The 21,111-nt window shown below is 38.9% G+C and carries 19 protein-coding genes, 5 tRNA genes and 2 pseudogenes; all 26 read left to right on the top strand.

Annotated elements, in window-relative coordinates:
* Nucleotide 1: 1 nt before the first annotated feature.
* Nucleotides 2-1,240, top strand: a complete 1,239-nt coding sequence (locus IA57_RS01630) for an ABC transporter permease (protein ID WP_036118377.1) — start codon at nt 2-4, stop codon at nt 1,238-1,240.
* 98 nt (nt 1,241-1,338) lie between these two features.
* Nucleotides 1,339-2,322, top strand: coding sequence for a PLP-dependent cysteine synthase family protein (locus tag IA57_RS01625; RefSeq protein ID WP_036118372.1), 984 nt, complete (start codon nt 1,339-1,341; stop codon nt 2,320-2,322).
* A 94-nt stretch (nt 2,323-2,416) separates the two neighbouring features.
* A complete protein-coding gene (locus IA57_RS01620; protein WP_036118370.1) occupies nt 2,417-3,688 on the top strand; it encodes a DUF2851 family protein in 1,272 nt (423 codons plus the stop codon).
* Between the two features lie 16 nt (nt 3,689-3,704).
* Nucleotides 3,705-3,932 carry a PspC domain-containing protein gene (locus IA57_RS01615; RefSeq protein WP_036118367.1) on the top strand — a complete coding sequence of 76 codons (228 nt, stop codon included), beginning with the start codon at nt 3,705-3,707 and terminating at the stop codon, nt 3,930-3,932.
* 7 nt (nt 3,933-3,939) lie between these two features.
* The gene (locus tag IA57_RS01610) at nt 3,940-4,962 is read left to right on the top strand and encodes a potassium channel family protein (protein WP_036118366.1); all 1,023 of its coding nucleotides are present in this window, start codon (nt 3,940-3,942) and stop codon (nt 4,960-4,962) included.
* 105 nt (nt 4,963-5,067) lie between these two features.
* Nucleotides 5,068-6,738: an alanine/glycine:cation symporter family protein gene (locus IA57_RS01605; protein WP_036118363.1), complete on the top strand. Its 1,671-nt coding sequence runs from the start codon at nt 5,068-5,070 to the stop codon at nt 6,736-6,738.
* A gap of 9 nt (nt 6,739-6,747) precedes the next feature.
* Nucleotides 6,748-7,629, top strand: a complete 882-nt coding sequence (locus IA57_RS01600) for a ComEA family DNA-binding protein (protein ID WP_036118360.1) — start codon at nt 6,748-6,750, stop codon at nt 7,627-7,629.
* A 15-nt stretch (nt 7,630-7,644) separates the two neighbouring features.
* Entirely contained in the window at nt 7,645-8,811 is a 1,167-nt protein-coding gene (locus IA57_RS01595; protein ID WP_036118357.1) for an acyl-CoA dehydrogenase family protein, read from the top strand.
* 45 nt (nt 8,812-8,856) lie between these two features.
* Nucleotides 8,857-10,245 (top strand): carboxypeptidase-like regulatory domain-containing protein, encoded by a 1,389-nt coding sequence (locus IA57_RS01590; RefSeq protein ID WP_236625360.1) that lies wholly within the window; start codon nt 8,857-8,859, stop codon nt 10,243-10,245.
* Nucleotides 10,246-10,378: 133 nt separating this feature from the next.
* Nucleotides 10,379-10,573, top strand: coding sequence for a 30S ribosomal protein S21 (gene rpsU, locus IA57_RS01585; RefSeq protein WP_036118353.1), 195 nt, complete (start codon nt 10,379-10,381; stop codon nt 10,571-10,573).
* A gap of 109 nt (nt 10,574-10,682) precedes the next feature.
* Nucleotides 10,683-11,573, top strand: a complete 891-nt coding sequence (locus IA57_RS01580) for a tyrosine-type recombinase/integrase (protein WP_036118351.1) — start codon at nt 10,683-10,685, stop codon at nt 11,571-11,573.
* Between the two features lie 18 nt (nt 11,574-11,591).
* Nucleotides 11,592-11,648: pseudogene (locus IA57_RS12790) on the top strand (hypothetical protein); the annotation flags it as partial.
* Nucleotides 11,629-11,919: pseudogene (locus IA57_RS01575) on the top strand (HPF/RaiA family ribosome-associated protein); the annotation flags it as partial. The pseudogenes IA57_RS12790 and IA57_RS01575, both read left to right, overlap by 20 nt.
* Nucleotides 11,920-12,029: 110 nt before the next feature.
* Nucleotides 12,030-12,103, top strand: a tRNA-Thr gene (locus tag IA57_RS01570).
* A 37-nt stretch (nt 12,104-12,140) separates the two neighbouring features.
* Nucleotides 12,141-12,223: transfer RNA gene (locus IA57_RS01565), tRNA-Tyr, on the top strand.
* 60 nt (nt 12,224-12,283) lie between these two features.
* Nucleotides 12,284-12,356: transfer RNA gene (locus IA57_RS01560), tRNA-Gly, on the top strand.
* A gap of 147 nt (nt 12,357-12,503) precedes the next feature.
* Nucleotides 12,504-12,575 (top strand) — tRNA-Thr (locus IA57_RS01555).
* 66 nt (nt 12,576-12,641) lie between these two features.
* On the top strand, nt 12,642-13,829 hold the full coding sequence (tuf, locus tag IA57_RS01550) for an elongation factor Tu (protein WP_036118345.1): 1,188 nt from the start codon (nt 12,642-12,644) through the stop codon (nt 13,827-13,829).
* A gap of 60 nt (nt 13,830-13,889) precedes the next feature.
* Nucleotides 13,890-13,962 (top strand) — tRNA-Trp (locus IA57_RS01545).
* A gap of 190 nt (nt 13,963-14,152) precedes the next feature.
* Nucleotides 14,153-14,350, top strand: coding sequence for a preprotein translocase subunit SecE (secE, locus tag IA57_RS01540; RefSeq protein ID WP_036118343.1), 198 nt, complete (start codon nt 14,153-14,155; stop codon nt 14,348-14,350).
* A 5-nt stretch (nt 14,351-14,355) separates the two neighbouring features.
* Complete coding sequence (gene nusG, locus IA57_RS01535) at nt 14,356-14,910, top strand: transcription termination/antitermination protein NusG (protein WP_036118339.1); 555 nt, start codon at nt 14,356-14,358, stop codon at nt 14,908-14,910.
* Nucleotides 14,911-14,982: 72 nt separating this feature from the next.
* On the top strand, nt 14,983-15,423 hold the full coding sequence (gene rplK / locus IA57_RS01530; protein ID WP_036118337.1) for a 50S ribosomal protein L11: 441 nt from the start codon (nt 14,983-14,985) through the stop codon (nt 15,421-15,423).
* A gap of 16 nt (nt 15,424-15,439) precedes the next feature.
* A complete protein-coding gene (rplA, locus tag IA57_RS01525; protein WP_036118335.1) occupies nt 15,440-16,138 on the top strand; it encodes a 50S ribosomal protein L1 in 699 nt (232 codons plus the stop codon).
* 14 nt (nt 16,139-16,152) lie between these two features.
* Complete coding sequence (gene rplJ / locus IA57_RS01520) at nt 16,153-16,674, top strand: 50S ribosomal protein L10 (RefSeq protein ID WP_036118333.1); 522 nt, start codon at nt 16,153-16,155, stop codon at nt 16,672-16,674.
* A gap of 67 nt (nt 16,675-16,741) precedes the next feature.
* On the top strand, nt 16,742-17,119 hold the full coding sequence (rplL, locus tag IA57_RS01515; RefSeq protein WP_036118331.1) for a 50S ribosomal protein L7/L12: 378 nt from the start codon (nt 16,742-16,744) through the stop codon (nt 17,117-17,119).
* Between the two features lie 125 nt (nt 17,120-17,244).
* Nucleotides 17,245-21,057, top strand: a complete 3,813-nt coding sequence (gene rpoB / locus IA57_RS01510) for a DNA-directed RNA polymerase subunit beta (protein WP_036118329.1) — start codon at nt 17,245-17,247, stop codon at nt 21,055-21,057.
* Nucleotides 21,058-21,111: the final 54 nt, after the last annotated feature.

Genomic DNA, 21,111 nt, shown 5'->3' with positions numbered 1-21,111 from the left:
TTTGAATTTCGAATATTTTATAGCTAAACGTATAATTGATAATAAAACGTATAAAAGTAGCGTTTCGGCACCAATTATAAAAATTGGCATAGCAGCAATTGCTATTGGTATTGTAGTTATGCTTGTTTCTATTGCTACGGGTATTGGGCTTCAACATAAAATACGCGACAAGGTATCTGCTTTTAATGGGCATTTAATCATTTCAAATTTCGATAGCAACAATTCGCAGGAGAGTGGTGCGCCAGTTTCAATGGAGCAAGACTTTTACCCAGATTTTAAATCGGTTAGCGGCATTAGGCACATTCAGGCGGTTGCCACCAAATTGGGTGTTATTAGAACCGAAACCGATTTTGAGGCCGTGATAGTTAAAGGCGTTGGTGGCGATTACGATTGGCAGTATTTTAATGAGTTTTTAGTGGCAGGTAGCTTGCCCGATTATTCAGGAGATATGAGCGAAGACGTCCTGATATCACAACATTTAGCGAAGCGAATGCATTTTAAAGTGGGCGACAAGTTTATAACCATGTTTAGAAGGGAAGACGATCTCAACAAGCCGCCAAGAATGATTTCGTATAACATAGTAGGGATATACAATTCTGGGTTTACCGATTTTGATAAAACCTACATGATAGGAGATTTAAGACACCTGCAACGCATTAATAAATGGGATAAAAATCAGGCCGGGAATTTTGAGATTTTTTTAGACGACTATAGCCTGCTTGACGAAAAACTTGTTGAGGTGTACCAAAATACACCGTCAAAACTGAACAGTTATTCGGTAGAGGAAAAATACGCCTCTATTTTTGAGTGGATAAAAATTTTTGAGAATAACATTTACGGCATTATAGGGGTTATGATTTTGGTGGCCGGGATTAATATGATTACAGCCTTGTTGGTGTTAATCCTAGAACGCACAAGAATGATAGGCATTTTAAAAGCCTTGGGGAGCAACAATTGGAAGATAAGAAAGATTTTTCTGTACAATGCGTCTTACTTAATTTTATTGGGGCTGTTTTGGGGCAATTTAATAGGGCTAGGGTTGCTGCTGGCTCAAAAATATTTTAAATTCATCCCGTTAAATTCCAGCGTGTATTACGTTACCGAAGTGCCCATTTATTTAAGTGTTAATTATGTTTTGCTCTTAAACGCCGGAACATTTATAATGTGCTTAATCATGCTTTTGGTGCCTTCCTACCTTATTTCTAAAATTGCACCTGTAAAAGCTATTAGGTTTGAGTAGGTAGTTTTTATAAGGCGCAATTTTGGAGACAACTCCCAAGCCCATTTCATTTTTAAATTCAAAAATACACGTACCTTTGCCGTACAAAAGATTATACTGTGAAATACGCAAAAAACATTTTAGAAACCATAGGGAATACTCCCTTGGTTAAGTTAAATAAGCTTACAGAAAGTTTGCCGTGTTTGGTGCTGGCAAAATATGAAACGTTTAACCCAGGAAATTCGGTTAAGGACCGGATGGCTGTAAAGATGATTGAAGATGCAGAAGCAGATGGCCGATTAAAACCAGGTGGGACTATTATAGAAGGAACCTCTGGGAATACGGGAATGGGTTTGGCGTTAGCAGCAATTGTTAAGGGGTATAAATGCGTGTTTGTTATGGCCGATAAACAGTCTAAAGAAAAAGTAGATGTGCTTCGTGCCGTTGGGGCTCAGGTTGTGGTTTGCCCGACCAACGTGGCGCCAGAGGATCCACGTAGTTATTACTCGGTATCTAAGCGCATGGCCGAAGAAACCCCAAACGCCTGGTATGTAAACCAGTACGACAACCCAAGCAATACCCAAGCTCATTACGAAGGGACAGGTCCAGAAATTTGGGAACAAACCGACGGGAAAGTAACACACTTTGTAGTAGGTGTTGGTACCGGAGGAACCATTTCTGGGGTAGGAAAATATTTAAAAGAACAAAACTCCAATGTGAAAATTTGGGGTATAGATACTTATGGTAGTGTATTTAAAAAATACCACGAAACAGGCATTTTCGATGAAAATGAAATCTATCCTTATGTTACCGAAGGTATAGGAGAGGATATCCTTCCTGAAAACGTCGATTTTGGTATTATTGATGGCTTTACCAAAGTAACCGATAAGGATGCTGCAGTTTATACCCAAAGACTCGCTAAAGAAGAGGGGATGTTTCTTGGGAACTCTGCTGGAGCCGCTATTAAAGGGGTGTTGCAGCTAAAAGAGCATTTTAAGAAAGACGATGTGGTGGTGGTTTTGTTTCACGATCATGGTAGCCGTTACGTTGGGAAAATGTTTAACAACGATTGGATGAAAGCTCAAGGCTTCCTCGAAGAATAACCCACATAGTTAAAACACAAACCCAGGGCTTTCCTGGGTTTTTTGTTTAAAAATACTTCTTGCTTTATCTGCTTAACTGCTGTATCTTAGTTACATGCAAGAAGCGTTTCTTCATTATATATGGAAACATAAAAAGTTTGATGTGCTAAACGTACAAACAACACAGTACGAAAGCTTGCACATAAACACCGTTGGGCAGCACAACCATAATTCTGGCCCAGATTTTTTTAATGCTCAAATACGCATAGGCGAACACCTGTGGGCAGGAAATGTCGAGATTCATGTAAATTCTAGCGATTGGTTTGTGCACAACCACGAGCAGGACAAAGCTTATGATAACGTTATCCTACATGTGGTTTACAATCACGATACCAATATTTTTAGGGCCGATAATTCTATCTTACCAACTTTAGAGCTAAAATCGTACATCCCTAAAGCAGTGTTTTTAAATTACCAAGGCCTAATGCATGCCAAGGCAAAATGGATTAATTGCGAAAACGATTTTTCTTCGGTAGACGATTTTATTGTTGGTAATTGGTTAGAGCGCCTGTATTTTGAACGCCTTGAAGAAAAGAGCAAGCTTATTAGTCAACTGCTAGAAAAATCGCATAACAATTGGGAAGCCGTTTTGTTTCATATGTTGGCCAAAAATTTTGGGTTGAACGTTAATGGCGAAGCCCTATTAAGCATGGCACGATCCATCGATTTCTCCATAGTAAGAAAGCTTCATTCGAAACCCGAACAAATGGAAGCTTTGTTTTTTGGGCAGGCCGGCTTGCTAACCGAAGATTGCCAAGCACCTTATTTTTTAAAACTTGTTTCGGAGTATAGGTTTATCAAGCAAAAGTTTAACCTAACTAATGAAGGGGTTCTGCCATTAAAGTTTTTTCGTTTGAGACCGGAAAATTTCCCAACCATTAGGCTGTCGCAATTGGCTATGCTTTATAGCGAGCACCACGGCTTGTTTGCTAAAATTATTGAAACCCAAGATAAAAATGAGCTGTATGCTCTATTTAAAACAGAGGCTTCGTTGTTTTGGAAAACACATTATACGTTTCAAAAAACGTCCAAAATGCTTAAAAAAGGACTTTCAAAAGCATTTATAGATTTGTTACTGATAAATACGGTTGTACCGTTAAAGTTTGCTTATGCCAAAGCTGTTGGTAAGACCGATAACAGTTTGCTAATCAACTTAATTAGCGATATTGCCCCCGAGAAAAACAGCATCGTTTCAATGTACGATTATTTGCGTCCTATAGCAAAATCGGCTTTCCAAACCCAAGCGCTTTTACAGCTTAAAAATAATTATTGCGATAAAAATAGATGTTTGCAATGCGCTATAGGACATGCGTTAATTGCAAAATAATTTATTAATTTGCGGCATGAATATTTTTTACAAAACCTTATTGTATTTTCAAAAGCGAGGCTATTACGTTTGCCAACGAATTGCAGACCGCTTGGGGATAAGAGCAAAAGTAGTGCGAACATCGTTTATGTACTTAACTTTTGTAACGTTGGGTTTTGGGTTCGCACTGTACTTGTTTATTGCCTTTTGGATGCGAATTAAAGACTTGGTGTATACCAAACGCTCATCGGTTTTCGATCTTTAATCAACGTATGAATAAAACATTTTTAACGCTATTCCGATCAAGAATCTACACAGCTATTTTTCTGCTGTTGGGAGTATTATTGATAGGTGTTTTGGGCTACCGTTTTGTTTCGGGCTACACCTGGATCGATTCGCTATACATGACAGTTATTACCATTACTACCGTAGGTTTTGGTGAAGTACAGCCCTTGGACGAGTTTTCTAAGATATTTACCATTTTTTTAATACTAGCAAGCGTGGTCATTGTTGGTTTTGCCATTAGTGTGATTACCGAGTATATTTTAAGTAACAATAATTTGGAGGAATTAAAGCAAAAGAAAATGCAACGAAAAATAGATCAGTTAAGTAACCACATTATAATTTGCGGTTACGGAAGAAACGGTAGGCAGGCTGCCAAAAAACTTTTAGCCTACCAAAAAGCGTTTGTGGTTGTAGAAAAAGATAAGGCGTTAATTGATAGATTTGAAAACGACGAGACCTTGTTTGTTTATGGAAATGCCAATGAAGATGAGGTTTTAATGCAAGCAGGAGTAGGGCGGGCAAGTACCTTAATTTGCGCACTCCCTAACGATGCCGATAACCTTTTTGTGGTACTGTCTGCAAGGCAGTTAAACAAAGACCTTTGTATTATTAGTCGAGCCTCGCAAGAGACCTCGTATAAAAAATTAAAGTTGGCCGGCGCCGATAATGTTATCCTTCCCGATAAAATAGGTGGCGACCACATGGCCTCGTTGGTTGTGGTTCCAGATTTAATCGAGTTTATAGATAACTTGGCTATTGTAGGGAAATCTAACATAAACATAGAAGAGATTAATGTAGAAATGCTGTACGACCCCACAACGGTAAAAACAATTAAGGATCTTGACTTAAGACGCAAAACGGGTTGCAACGTCATAGGGTTTAAAAATGCCGCCGGAGACTACGTGGTTAACCCAGAGGCCGAGACCAAATTGGTGCCTAATTCTAAAATAATTGTTCTGGGAAGACCCGAGCAAATTCAGAAGCTTAACACAGTGTATAACATAGAATAACGCGATTTCATTTTAACGCAAGATGTTTTAATAACTCATTTTTTTTTAGCATCTTGTCGGCTTTAACAATAAATTATCTTAAAACTAACTAAATTTTAACACACAATGAAGAACTATCTTCTATCAATAATGACCCTAATTTTTCCGCTTATGCTTTCGGCCCAAGAAAAAGGGCTGGATGAAAAAGTAAATGATGCTTTCATGCCAATAGCCGAAGGCTGGGAAGGCTTTATTTTAACCTCTGTGCCTATTGCAGGGTTAAATGTGCCCATTGTTGTTATTTTGTTGGTTTTTGGAGCAACATTCTTCACCCTCTTTTTTAAGGTGCCAAGCATTTCTAAATTTCCACTGGCCATTAATACCGTACGGGGCAAGTTTGTTGATATTGAAAAGCACGGTGTAGATAAATTGTACGACAACGATGAGGCTTTGGCCGAAGAAGATATAAAAGATACTATTAGAGACGAAAGCGCCCATGGCGAAGTTTCCCACTTTCAGGCGCTTGCAACAGCCGTTTCGGGAACCGTGGGACTTGGTAATATTGCAGGAGTAGCTGTGGCCATTGCCACGGGAGGGCCAGGAGCCACATTTTGGATGATTGTGTGCGGCCTTTTGGGTATGTCTACAAAATTTGTGGAGTGTACTTTAGGAGTAAAATACCGCGATGTAGGTAAAGACGGCACCATTTACGGTGGGCCAATGTACTATTTGTCCAAAGGTCTTAAAGCAACAGGTAAATCTGGTTTAGGAAAAGCTTTAGCAGGTATATTTGCCGTGTTATGTGTTGGGGCTTCATTTGGTGGCGGTAACGCCTTCCAGTCTAACCAAGCAACGGTTCAAATATCATCTCTTATTGGTTTAGAAGGGGGTGCAACAGGAACCATTATTGGTGTTATTCTAGCGGTATTGGTAGGTGTTGTAATTATTGGCGGAATTAAACGTATTGCTAAAATTACAGAACGGGTAGTGCCTTTTATGGCGGGTATTTATGTGCTGGCTGCCTTGGTTATTATTTTTGCAAATTTCAACTATATAGACGATGCCTTTAAACTGATTATAGAGGGCGCCTTTACCCCTATGGCCGGATTAGGAGGTTTTATGGGAGTTTTAATTGTAGGGTTTCAGCGTGCCGCTTTTTCAAACGAAGCTGGTGCGGGTTCGGCAGCTATTGCCCACTCGGCAGTGCGTACAAAGTACCCCGCATCTGAAGGTGTTGTGGCGCTTTTAGAACCTTTTATCGATACTGTGGTGATCTGTACAATGACCGCCTTGGTTATCATTTTCTTTAATATTGATGGCGCCAACATGCAAAGTGTGTTTACTTACGGTGCTGTAGAAGGCAGTAATGTCATGATTAACGCTACAGGTGAAAAAATAGGCGGGGTCGACCTAACATCAGAAGCTTTCGATTCGGTTATACCTGGGTTTTCATATGTGCTAACAATAGCCATTGTGCTGTTTGCCTTTTCAACCATGATCTCTTGGTCGTATTACGGGTTGCAATCGTGGAAATTCCTTTTTGGAAGAGGTAAAGTGGCCGATTTAGTGTACAAAATATTATTCCTTTTATTTGTTGTTATAGGTGCTGCGGCAACTTTAGATGCCGTAATTAAATTCTCCGATGCCATGATTCTAGCATTGGTGTTCCCTAATATGGTAGGTCTATTGTTGTTGTTCCCTAGAGTTAGGGAAGAGATGAAGCGCTATTTAAATGCCATTTCAATAAAAAAGGAAGCGATAGAAGATGGTGCGGTAGATGTAACCAAGCATATGTAAAACATAAAGATGAAAAATATAAAGCCCCATTTCGTGTTTACCAAGCAACAGCGAACTGGGGTTTTTTTATTGCTGGTTTTAATAGTTGCGGCCCAGGGCATTTATTATTTTTCTGATTTTTCGTCTCCTAAACCGCTTGCTATCGACCAAGAAAAACTGGCAGCTTTCGAGCATGAGCTAGATTCTTTAAAGCGTGTTTCCGAAGCTAAAAAGAAACCCAAAATATATCCCTTCAACCCCAATTACATAACCGATTATAAAGGGTATACCTTAGGCATGTCTACGGCCGAGATAGACAGGTTGCACAATTTTAGGGCGTTAAACAAATGGGTGAATTCGGCCTCGGAATTCCAGCAGGTAACCCAAGTTTCCGACTCTTTGCTAAAGGCCATATCACCCTATTTTAAGTTCCCCGAATGGGTAACCAACCCCAGACCCAAATCAAAATTTAAAGACCGTGCAACCAAGCCAAAAACCTATGCGCAAAAACTCGACTTAAATAAGGCTTCTAAGGCAGCGCTTCAAAAAGTTTACGGTGTGGGAGAAAAATTAAGTCAAAGAATTATAGACTACAGAACAAAACATGGCGGGTTTGCTGCCAATGCCGAACTAGGTGAGATTTATGGGCTTTCGGCCGAAGTGATAGAACGGCTTTTAGAGCACTTTGCGGTAAAAACACCAAGACCCATACAGCGGGTTAATTTAAATACAGCCACTAGGGATCAATTGGTTAACATCCCTTATATAGATTATGAAATCGCCTACAATATTATAGAGCAGCGTACGCTTAGGGAGGGCTTTAATTCCTTTGATGAATTAACAAAAGTTAAGGGTTTTCCGTTAAATAAAATCGAGATAATTAAGTTATATTTGGGCCTAAGCAACGAATGATTAAAAAATTAACATATGAATCATATGTACTTCACTGAAGAACATCACTTATTTAGAGAAAGCCTTAAAGAATTTTTACAAAAGGAAGTTGTACCACATATAAACAAATGGGAAGAAACCGGAACGGTAGAGCGCTTTATTTGGAAGAAATTTGGAGAAATGGGCTTTTTAGGGCTAGTTTATCCAGAAGCTTATGGTGGCATGGGACTAGATACATTTTATACCGTAATCCTTTTAGAGGAATTACAGAAAATAAATTCAGGAGGCTTTGCCGCCAACATCTGGGCACATACCTATTTGGCCATGACGCATGTTAACGCAGAAGGTAGTCATGATATAAAAGAAAAATACCTAGCTCCTAGCATAACCGGCGATAAAATAGGCTGCTTGTGTATAACCGAGCCGTTTGGAGGTAGCGATGTAGCCAGCATGCGAACAACAGCTGTAAAGGACGGCGATCATTATATTATTAATGGCTCGAAAACGTTTATAACCAACGGGATTTATAGCGATTATTTAGTGGTTGCAGCCAAGACGCATCCAGAGTTGGGAAACAAAGGGATAAGCATTTTTATTATGGATAGGGATGTGCCAGGCATTTCGGCAACTAAGCTGGATAAGCTAGGCTGGCGCGCATCAGATACGGCAGAAATAGCTTTCGACAATGTTAAAATCCCTGCCGAAAACCTTATGGGAGAAGAAGGGAAAGGATTCCCCTATATCATGCAACACTTTGCTTTAGAGCGCTTGATAATGGGTGTAAATGCCCATGCAAGAGCCGAGTATGCTCTTGAGTATGCTAAGCAATATATGAGCGAGCGTAAAGCCTTTGGTCAAACTATAGATAAATTTCAGGCATTACGCCATAAGTTTTCAGATTTGTATACCGATATGACCATCTGTAAAACATTTAACTACACCGTAGCCCACAGGTTAAACCAAGGGGAGTATGTGGTAAAAGAGGCAACCATGTCTAAGTTAAAGTCAACAGCAATGGCCGATGAGGTGATTTACCAATGTCTGCAATTTTTGGGCGGGTACGGCTATATGGAAGAATACCCTATGGCAAGGTTATTACGCGATAGTCGTTTAGGACCTATTGGAGGTGGTACATCGGAAATCCTTAGGGAAATTATCGCTAAAATGACACTAGACAACAAAGACTACAAACCAGCAACATAATAAGGTATGGCCCCCAATAGTAGAACGTTACACATATTTCTGTTTTTGGTCTGTATTGCATTTAGTAGCCAGGCCCAAATTGAAGTTAAAAATAAAATACTTGATTTCGCAACTGGGCTCCCTCTGGAAAATGCCAGTGTTTATGTGCAAAATACAACCATAGGAACGGTAAGCAATGTAGACGGGAAATTTGTTCTATTGGTGCCAAGCAAACATGCTAAGGATACTTTAGTTGTCTCGACCATTGGATATAAAAGTTATAAAGTGCCTGTAGATGTGGCTAATGACGAAGGTGAGATTTATCTAGAAGAAGACGTAGCTTCGTTGGATGAGGTTGTAATTGTGGCCGACCCCAGACCTCAAACAGGAAATGAGGTGGTGTTGCGCGCTTTAGAGAAACTTCAGGAGAATATGCCAGACTCGGCTTACATTCAAAAAGGATTTTTACGCCATAAAGAACGAAATACCAAAGAGTTTAAATGGCTTATAGAAAGTGCCATTTCACTATACGATTCTGGTTTTGCATCGCCAACCAATCAGTATTTAAAGGTTAATGTAGATGAAATGCGAAAAAGTTACGATTTGCGCGATGTAGATAGCTTGTTCACGTATTACACCTATTTAAAAAACACCACGGGTAATAAAACGCTAAAGGCCGAAAACCTAAAACGAGATACCATTCCTACGTCTAGATTGGCAAAAGCCATTAAATGGAACGATACCCGCGTTAATGGCTTGCCAAACCTTTTTAAAGGAAAATTGAATTTGTTGAGAAACACACAAGAAGAGGGGGCGCTTTTTGGGGATGATATTTTAAACAAACATCTGTTTAGTGTTGATACGGTACTTGTCGATAACGGTAGGAAAATTTATAAAATTCAAATCGCAAAAGGCAAAACGTACGTTGGGTTAAATACCGAAGGAATCTATAACGAAGGTTACCATCCCCGAGGATGGATTTACATTTATTGGGACAATTATGCCATTAAAAAAATTGAATACGAATTGGTGGCCGCTTCACCAGCTCAAAAAAGCCGAAGCAAAACACTTTTTGGCACACAAACCAATCATAAGTTAATTATAAATTACATGGCGTATAACGACAAAATGTACCCTAGTTATATTTATTATGAAACGCCAAAGCTTGTAAACGTAGGATATAAGCCTAAAGGAAAAATGACCAAAGAGGCCGAAGCGCGTTACAATAAAGAGGAGCGTTACTATTTTACAGTACAGGAAATACTGTTCTCCGAAATAATAGAAGATAAAGCAGCTATCGCTAAAGCTTTGAACCAAAAATGGGAAGCCGATATTTTTTCGCCCAAGCCCTATAATAAAGCATTTTGGAAAAACTATAATGTGCTTTTAGAGAGCGAGGAAGACGAAAAGTTAATCCAAGACTTAACCAAGCGATCCAAATTGTTTAAGGAGTAGGTTAGTGGAATAGATGTAAAAGCAATACGCGATATTACTACTAAAATCAAAAATAAAAATTTTTATTTGTAGGTTATAAAAAACGCATTATATTTGCACACCAAAAATTTTAAAAGAAAGGAGGTTAAGGCCTATGTTAATTATACCAGTAAAAGAAGGAGAAAATATAGATAGAGCGCTAAAGCGTTTCAAGCGAAAGTTTGACAGAACAGGAACTAAGCGTCAATTGCAAACACGCAAGCAATTTACAAAACCTTCTGTAGAGAAAAGAGCGCAAATACAAAAAGCGCAATACATTCAAAGACTAAGAGATCTAGAAAACATTTAATCTTACAAATGTTTTACACGTATAAAATCCTGCATTTTTGCAGGATTTTTTTTGGCCTAAACTTAACTTAGTAACAAAACCGTATCTTTAGCCTAATTAATAAACAAACATGATCTTCAAGCCCTTTCTCGATTATTTGCTGTTGGAAAAAAAATACTCCAAGCTAACGGTTAAAGCTTATGAGGCCGATTTGAGCAATTTTTTGTTTTTTTTGGAAGAAACCTACGATGTACATAGTTTAGAGGGTGTAAACTACGCACAAATACGAAGCTGGATCGTGTCGCTGGTCGAGCAAGGGATTGCCAACAGAAGCGTTAACCGCAAAGTTTCGGCCTTAAACACCTACTATAAATTTCTTATAAAAGTAGGCGATGTGCAAGAAAATCCCTTGGTAAAACACAAAGCCTTAAAAACAAGCAAAGACATACAAGTACCTTTTTCAGAAAAGGAAGTTGGGCTTGTGCTGGATACAATGGATTTTGCCGATGATTTTGAAAGTTGGCGAAGCAAACTCATGATAGAGTTGTTTTACGCAACCGGAATAAGGCGTATAGAGCTAATTGAGTTAAAGCTTTCCGATTTAGATGTGTCTAATAAAATGTTAAAGGTCCTGGGGAAACGAAATAAAGAGCGTTATGTGCCGTTGTTAAGTAACGTAATAGAAACCATAAAAAGCTATCTTGATAAAAGAAATGAGCTAGAGCATATTAAGGATAGCGCTTATTTGTTTTTAACCAAAAAGGGCGTTAAAATTTACGAAACACTTGTTTACAGAACAATTAATGAGTATTTTAGTAGGGCATCCACAAAGGTGAAAAAGAGTCCACATATTTTAAGGCACTCTTTTGCTACTCATTTATTAAATCAAGGTGCAGATTTAAATGCTGTAAAAGAACTCCTTGGGCATTCAAGTTTAGCGGCAACACAAGTTTACACACACAACAGCATTGCCGAATTGAAAAAGGTTTATTTAAACGCTCACCCAAGAAGTAAAAAGTAAGCATTTTTTTTAATCTATTTGTTTAACCCTAAACTTAAAACGTATGAAAGTAAACACGCAATCAGTCAATTTTTCTGCAGACAGAAAGTTGATAGATTTTATTCAAAAACGAATGGACAAATTAGATTTGTTTTATGATAAAATCATCCAATCCGATGTTTATTTAAAAGTAGAAAATACTAACGATAGAATAAACAAAGTCTTCGAGGCCAGAGTTAGCGTGCCTGGAGATAGTTTGGTGGTAAAAAAGCAGTGTAAGACTTTTGAGGAAGGAACAGATATGGCTGTCGCCTCTTTAGAGCGTCAATTAAAACGCCGAAAAGGTAAGCTAAGATCATATTTGTAATATTTTGATGAAAATTTTTTAAAAAATGTTTTGAATAAGAAAATAAATATATACATTTGCAGTCCGTTAGAAATAGCGGGCTTTTTTTTAGCCAAAAAAAGTATTAAAAAGCCGATGTAGCTCAGCTGGCTAGAGCAGCTGATTTGTAATCAGCAGGTCGTGGGTTCGAGTCCCTCCATCGGCTCTTAAGTTCTAAGAAATATTGAATTATACCAAACATTGGGGAGATACTCAAGCGGCCAACGAGGACAGACTGTAAATCTGTTGTTTTTTAACTTCGCAGGTTCGAATCCTGCTCTCCCCACAATAATTTCCGTGAAAACGGAAATCTCAAAAAAATAAGAGATTATTTTAATTGAGAATTGCGGGAGTAGCTCAGTTGGTAGAGCGTCAGCCTTCCAAGCTGAATGTCGCCGGTTCGAACCCGGTCTCCCGCTCAAAAGGATAAGCAACGCGCCTGTAAAAAGGTAAAGGAATTATCCTGAGCGAAGTCAAGCAAAACTTGGTCTTCTGCTCTAAAAAAACTTTGAGTATCGTTTAAAACTTCAAAGCGAAACTTTGAGATTTAAACTTTGAACTTTTAAGCCGGTGTAGCTCAGGGGTAGAGCGTTTCCTTGGTAAGGAAGAGGTCACGGGTTCAAATCCCGTCATTGGCTCTATCTAGAGATGAATTTTGTTTTTACACTAATATTATTATATAACTAAGATTAAATTTTACAAACATGGCAAAGGAAACTTTCGATCGTTCCAAACCGCACTTAAATATTGGTACAATTGGACACGTAGATCACGGTAAAACAACTTTAACCGCTGCTATTACTACCGTATTAGCAAACGCTGGTTTATCTGAAAAAAGAGATTTCGATACTATCGATAACGCTCCAGAAGAAAAAGAAAGAGGTATTACAATTAATACATCACACGTAGAATACCAAACAGCTAACCGTCACTATGCGCACGTAGATTGTCCAGGTCACGCCGATTACGTTAAGAACATGGTAACTGGTGCTGCACAAATGGATGGTGCTATCTTAGTAGTAGCTGCTACTGATGGTCCAATGCCACAAACTCGTGAGCACATCCTTTTAGGACGTCAGGTAGGAATTCCTCGTATTGTAGTATTCTTAAACAAAGTAGACTTAGTAGACGATGAGGAGCTTTTAGAGCTTGTTGATATGGAAGTAAGAGACTTATTAAGTTTCTACGATTACGATGGTGACAACGGTCCTGTAATTTCTGGTTCTGCTTTAGGTGCTCTTAACGGAGAGCAAAAATGGGTTGATACCGTAATGGAATTAATGGATGCAGTTGATAACTGGATTGAAGAGCCAATGCGTGAAGTTGATAAAGACTTCTTAATGCCAATCGAAGATGTATTCTCTATTACAGGTCGTGGTACAGTAGCAACTGGACGTATCGAAACTGGTGTTGCTAACACTGGAGATCCTGTAGAGATTATTGGTATGGGCGCTGAGAAATTAACATCTACTATTACAGGTGTTGAGATGTTCCGTAAGATATTAGACAGAGGTGAAGCTGGAGATAACGTAGGTATCTTATTAAGAGGTATCGAGAAAACCGATATCCGTCGTGGTATGGTAATCACTAAGCCAGGTTCAATTACTCCTCACGCTAAATTTAAAGCAGAGGTGTATATCCTTAAAAAAGAAGAAGGTGGTCGTCACACACCATTCCACAACAACTACCGTCCACAGTTCTATGTACGTACAACTGACGTAACAGGTAACATTGTTTTACCAGAAGGTGTTGAAATGGTAATGCCAGGTGATAACTTGACTATTACTGTAGACTTAATCCAACCAATCGCATTAAACCAAGGTTTACGTTTTGCGATTCGTGAAGGTGGTCGTACAGTAGGTGCTGGTCAGGTAACTGAAATTTTAGACTAATTATAAGTCAACATATAGGTTAAGGTATTTCGAAAAGTCGAAATACCTTGACTTGTATTTACGGGTTTAGCTCAGTTGGTAGAGCACTGGTCTCCAAAACCAGGTGTCGGGAGTTCGAGCCTCTCAACCCGTGCAGATAATAAATACGAGACGAGAAGTCTATGCAGAGCTTGTCGAAGCAAGCCTCTCAACCCGTGCAACATTAAAAATCGTGGCGAGAAGCGCTACACTAAGTTTATTGAAGTGTTTAAGCTAAGCGTGTTTACACCAAACGGTAGTCTGCGTGAAGCAAGCCTTCTCAACCCGTACAAATAAAATATACAATGGCTGGAATTGTAAACTATGTAAAAGAATCCTTCGGAGAACTAAAAAACCACGTAACATGGCCAACTTGGGCAGAAGCTCAAAAACTAACCGTTTTGGTAGCTGTGTTTTCTATTATCTTCTCTCTAGCAATTTGGGGCGTCGATACGGTTTTTAGTAAAGTAGTAGGATTTTATTTTAATTGGATTAACGGGTAGTAGGTATGTCTGAAGCGAGTGAGAAAAAATGGTATGTGGTAAGAGCCGTTAGTGGCCAAGAAAATAAAATTAAGACCTATATAGAGAATGAAATTGCTCGTTTAGGTCTAGACGATTATGTAGACCAAGTTTTAGTACCTACCGAAAAGGTGGTTCAAATTAGAAACGGGAAAAAAATAAATAAAGAACGCGTTTATTTTCCTGGGTATATCATGATTCAGGCAAACCTAACAGGAGAAATTCCCCACATCATAAAATCGGTAACCAATGTTATTGGGTTTTTAGGTGAGACAAAAGGAGGAGATCCTGTGCCGTTAAGGCAATCTGAAGTTAACCGTATGCTAGGTAAAGTAGATGAGTTAGCCGTAGAAGCCGATGTAAATGTAGCCATACCTTACAAGGTAGGAGAAACCGTTAAGGTAATCGACGGGCCATTTAATGGTTTTGATGGTACCATCGAGAAAATAAACGAAGAAAAGCGTAAGCTTGAAGTTATGGTGAAAATCTTTGGAAGAAAAACACCATTAGAGTTAAGCTACATGCAAGTAGAGAAAGTATAATAGTTGTTACATGATATAGGTGCGACCTTTGCTTCCAAAAATTAGGTCTGCATCAAAATTAAATTAATTAAAATGGCAAAAGAGTTAAGTAAAGTAGTTAAACTACAAGTTAGGGGAGGTGCCGCGAATCCTTCGCCACCGGTTGGACCCGCTTTAGGTGCCGCAGGAGTTAATATCATGGAGTTCTGTAAGCAATTTAACGGAAGAACCCAAGATAAACAAGGTAAAGTATTACCAGTCGTGATTTCTGTTTATTCAGACAAATCGTTCGATTTTGTAATTAAAACACCTCCTGCAGCTGTACAATTATTAGAAGCGGCCAAGGTGAAGAAAGGTTCTGGAGAACCTCACGTTAAAAAAGTAGCTAAAGTTTCTTGGGATCAAGTTAGAGCCATAGCTGAAGATAAAATGCAAGATTTAAACGCATTTACAATCGATGCTGCTATGAAAATGGTAGCTGGAACAGCAAGATCTATGGGGATAACTGTAAAAGGAGGTGAAGCCCCTAATTAATCTAAAAAATTATTAAATGGCAAGATTAACAAGAAAGAAGAAAGAGGCTTTAGCAAAAATAGAAAAAGGTAGATTTTATTCTATCGCTGAAGCATCTGCATTAGTAAAGGAAATTACCAATACCAAGTTTGATGCCTCTGTAGATATTGCAGTACGTTTAGGAGTAGATCCACGTAAAGCTAATCAAATGGTAAGAGGAGTGGTAACACTACCTCACGGTACAGGAAAAGACGTTAAAGTTTTAGCACTGGTAACACCAGACAAAGAAGCCGAAGCAAAAGAAGCTGGAGCAGATTACGTTGGTTTAGACGAATACCTTGATAAAATTAAAGGTGGTTGGACAGACGTAGACGTAATTATTACCATGCCAAGCGTTATGGGTAAGTTAGGACCTTTAGGGCGTATTTTAGGGCCAAGAGGTTTAATGCCAAACCCAAAAACAGGTACGGTAACTATGGATGTTGCTAAAGCAGTAAACGATGTAAAATCTGGAAAAATCGACTTTAAAGTTGATAAAACCGGAATTGTACACGCCTCAATAGGAAAAGCATCTTTCGATGCCGAAAAAATTGCAGGCAACGCAAACGAGTTATTACAAACATTAATGAAGCTTAAACCAACAGCAGCAAAAGGAACTTATGTAAAGAGTATCTTTATCTCTAGCACCATGAGCCCTAGTGTAGCTGTAGATGCCAAAAACTGGGCGGTTAAGTAGTTAAAACTTTTATTATGACAAGAGAAGAAAAATCACAAGTAATTGAAGACTTAACTGCACAATTAGCCGAATCTGCTAATATTTATTTAGCCGATATATCAGGTTTAGACGCAGTTAGCACTTCAAACTTAAGACGCGCTTGCTTTAAAGCAAACATAAAGTTAGCAGTTGTTAAAAATACCCTGCTTGCAAAAGCAATGGAATCTTCAGAAAAAGATTTTGGAGATTTACCAACAACCTTAAAAGGCAATACTTCGGTAATGTATTCTGAAATAGGGAATGCCCCTGCCAAGGTAATCAAGAACTTCCGTAAGAAGTCTGAAAAACCACTTTTAAAAGGTGCGTTTATCGAAGAGGCCATCTTTATTGGAGACGAACAACTTGATGCCTTAGTGGCTATCAAATCCAAAGAAGAGGTTATTGGAGATATCATTGGATTGTTACAATCACCAGCAAAGAACGTTATATCAGCACTTCAGTCTGGCGGTGGCAAATTAGCAGGTATTTTGAAAACGTTATCCGAAAAAGAAGGATAACCCGAAAAAGTACGCACTTTTAACACATTATAATTTAAATTAAAACACACATTAAAACGATAGAAAAATGGCAGATTTAAAAGATTTCGCAGAACAATTAGTTAACTTAACAGTAAAGGAAGTTAATGAGTTAGCTGATATATTAAAAGAAGAATATGGTATCGAGCCTGCAGCTGCTGCTGTAGCTGTTGCTGGTGGCGCTGCTGCTGGTGGTGGTGAAGCTGCTGAAGAGCAAACTGAATTTGACGTAATCCTTAAAGCCGCTGGTGGTTCTAAATTAGCAGTAGTAAAACTAGTTAAAGAATTAACTGGATTAGGATTAAAAGAAGCTAAAGGTTTAGTAGACGACGCACCAAGCTCTGTAAAAGAAGGTGTATCTAAAGACGAAGCTGAAGCATTAAAATCTCAGTTAGAAGAAGCAGGAGCCGAGGTTGAGCTTAAGTAAGCTTAACAACCAAACACAATAAAGGTTTAGGTCTATCCCATAACGGGATATGACCTAGACCATTTTGCGTATATAAAAGTTTGTATACGACCACTCATTTTTTTTAATCTAAATTCCGTCCATTGATGTTAGCAAAAAAAGCTGAAAGATTAAATTTCTCTTCTATTATCAATAGAACAGAATATCCGGATTTTATGGATATTCAGATAAAATCCTTCCAGGATTTTTTCCAGCTAGAAACTAAATCTGAAGAAAGAGGAAACGAAGGGCTCTACAATACCTTCATGGAAAATTTCCCAATAACAGATACTCGTAATCAATTCGTATTAGAATTTTTAGATTACTTTATCGACCCCCCCAGATATACAATAGAAGAATGTATTGAACGAGGACTTACCTATAGCGTGCCACTTAAGGCCAGACTTAAACTGTACTGTACAGACCCAGAACATGAGGATTTCGAAACCATAGTACAGGATGTTTACCTAGGCACAATTCCTTACATGACACCTAGCGGTACTTTTGTTATTAATGGAGCAGAACGCGTTGTGGTATCGCAATTACACCGTTCACCAGGAGTTTTCTTTGGCCAATCTTTCCACGCCAATGGTACCAAACTATATTCGGCAAGAGTTATTCCTTTTAAAGGCTCTTGGATAGAATTCGCAACAGACATTAACAGCGTAATGTATGCTTACATCGATCGTAAGAAAAAATTACCTGTAACAACATTATTCAGAGCTATTGGCTTTGAACGTGATAAAGACATCCTGGAAATTTTCGATTTAGCCGAAGAGGTTAAAGTGTCGAAATCTGGATTGAAAAAAGTGCAAGGCCGTAAACTAGCAGCCCGTGTACTTAATACATGGCACGAGGATTTTGTAGATGAAGATACAGGAGAAGTAGTATCTATCGAAAGAAACGAAATTGTTCTAGATCGTGATACCATTCTCGATAAAGACAATATCGAAGAAATCCTTGAAACAAACGTAAAAACAATCCTTTTACATAAGGAAACCGCACAACAAGGCGATTATGCCATCATTCATAACACGCTTCAAAAGGATCCAACAAACTCCGAAAAAGAAGCCGTAGAGCATATTTACCGCCAATTGCGTAATGCCGAGCCGCCAGACGAAGAAACCGCGCGTGGTATTATAGACAAATTGTTCTTTAGCGACCAACGTTACTCACTTGGTGAAGTAGGCCGTTATAGAATGAACAAAAAATTAGGCCTTGATATCGGTATGGACAAGCAAGTGCTTACCAAAGAAGATATCATTACCATTATAAAATATTTAATCGAGCTTATTAACTCTAAAGCCGAGATTGATGATATTGATCACTTATCTAACCGTCGTGTACGTACCGTAGGCGAGCAGTTATCATCTCAGTTTGGAGTAGGATTAGCCCGTATGGCACGTACCATTCGCGAGCGTATGAACGTTCGTGATAACGAGGTGTTTACACCTATCGACTTAATTAATGCAAAAACATTATCGTCGGTAATCAACTCGTTCTTTGGTACCAACCAGTTATCTCAGTTCATGGACCAAACAAACCCATTGGCCGAGATTACTCACAAACGTCGTTTATCGGCCTTAGGTCCAGGTGGTTTATCACGTGAAAGAGCCGGGTTCGAGGTACGTGACGTTCACTATACACACTACGGCCGTTTATGTCCTATTGAAACTCCTGAAGGACCAAACATTGGACTTATATCTTCACTTTCGGTTTATGCGAAAGTAAACGCTATGGGATTCATAGAAACCCCTTATAGAAAAGTAGAAGACGGTGTTGTAGATATTAAAGGCGACCCCATTTACCTTAGTGCAGAAGAGGAAGAAGATCAAATGATCGCACAAGCCACTGTAGAGGTTGATGACGCCGGTAAAATTATACACGACAAGGTTATTGCAAGAATGGAAGGCGACTTCCCGGTTGTAGAGCCTACTCAAATACATTATACAGATGTAGCGCCTAACCAAATTGCCTCAATTTCGGCATCGTTAATTCCTTTCTTAGAGCACGATGATGCCAACCGTGCCTTAATGGGATCTAACATGATGCGTCAGGCCGTACCATTGTTACGACCTGAATCGCCAATTGTAGGAACAGGGTTAGAACGTCAAGTAGCATCAGATTCTAGAGTATTAATCAATGCTGAAGGCAATGGTGTTGTAGAATATGTAGACGCCGAAAAAATCACGATTAAGTACGACAGAACCGAAGATGAAGCTAAAGTTAGCTTTGATAGTGAAACAAAAACCTATCCGTTAGTTAAATTTAGAAAAACAAACCAAGGAACCTCAATTAACTTAAAGCCTATCGTAAGACGCGGCGACCTAGTTAAAAAAGGAGAAGTATTATGTGAAGGCTATGCCACCCAAAAAGGGGAGTTGGCATTAGGCCGAAACATGAAAGTAGCCTTCATGCCTTGGAAAGGGTACAACTTCGAGGATGCGATTGTAATTTCAGAAAAAGTAGTACGCGAAGATATCTTTACTTCTATTCACATCGATGAGTATTCCTTAGAAGTTAGAGATACCAAGCTAGGAAATGAAGAATTGACTAACGACATACCAAACGTTTCGGAAGAGGCCACAAAAGACCTTGACGAAAATGGTATGATCCGTGTAGGGGCAGAAGTAAAACCTGGCGATATCCTTATTGGTAAAATTACACCAAAAGGAGAAAGCGATCCAACACCAGAAGAAAAACTATTACGCGCCATATTTGGCGATAAAGCAGGCGATGTAAAAGACGCTTCGTTAAAAGCATCTCCTTCTTTAAATGGTGTGGTAATCGATAAAAAATTGTTTGCCAGAGCCATTAAAGACAAGCGTAAAAGAGCTAAAGATAAAGAAGATATCGCCCAGTTAGAGCAATCTTACGAGGTGAAATTCGAAGAGCTAAAATCTATTCTTGTAGATAAGCTTTACGCTATAGTTAATGGTAAAACAGCCCAAGGGGTATTTAACGATCTTGGCGAAGAAGTATTACCAAAAGGTAAAAAGTTTACCCAAAAAATGTTGAATGCTGTTGATGATTACACGCACTTAACTACAGGAACTTGGACTACCGATGACTATACAAACAAATTGGTTGCCGATTTAATTCACAACTACAAGATTAAAGAAAACGATTTACAAGGTGCGCTTCGTAGAGAGAAATTTACCATTTCTGTAGGAGACGAATTACCATCTGGTATCATCAAACTAGCCAAAGTTTATATTGCCAAAAAACGTAAACTTAAAGTAGGTGATAAAATGGCAGGACGCCACGGTAACAAAGGTATTGTAGCACGTATTGTAAGAGACGAAGACATGCCTTTCCTAGAAGATGGCACGCCAGTAGACATCGTGTTAAACCCACTAGGGGTACCATCGCGTATGAACATTGGTCAGATTTACGAAACCGTATTAGGTTGGGCTGGCTTAAAATTAGGTAAAAAATATGCCACACCTATTTTCGACGGTGCTACACTAGACCAAATTAACGCCTTTACAGACGAAGCCGGAATACCAAGATTTGGCCATACCTACCTATACGATGGTGGAACAGGGTCACGTTTTGACCAACCAGCAACAGTAGGTGTTATTTATATGCTAAAACTAGGGCACATGGTAGACGATAAGATGCACGCGCGTTCTATAGGACCATACTCGCTTATTACACAACAACCTCTTGGTGGTAAAGCACAATTTGGAGGCCAGCGTTTTGGAGAAATGGAAGTGTGGGCATTAGAAGCCTATGGCGCCTCTAGTACACTAAGAGAAATATTGACCGTGAAATCTGATGACGTTCTTGGTAGAGCCAAAACATACGAAAGTATTGTTAAAGGCGAACCAATGCCAGAACCAGGCTTGCCAGAATCTTTCAACGTATTAATGCACGAATTGAAAGGTCTTGGACTAGACATCAGATTAGAAGAATAATTATATCCCCTTGAAAAAGGGGATCTTTAAAGTTTACAAATAATTCGATAGTAC

The sequence above is a fragment of the Mangrovimonas yunxiaonensis genome, assembly GCF_000733475.1.
In the GTDB taxonomy this organism is placed as follows: Bacteria; Bacteroidota; Bacteroidia; order Flavobacteriales; family Flavobacteriaceae; genus Mangrovimonas; species Mangrovimonas yunxiaonensis.
Note: the sequence above shows the minus strand (reverse complement) of the source record. Positions and strands in the feature narration are given on the sequence as shown.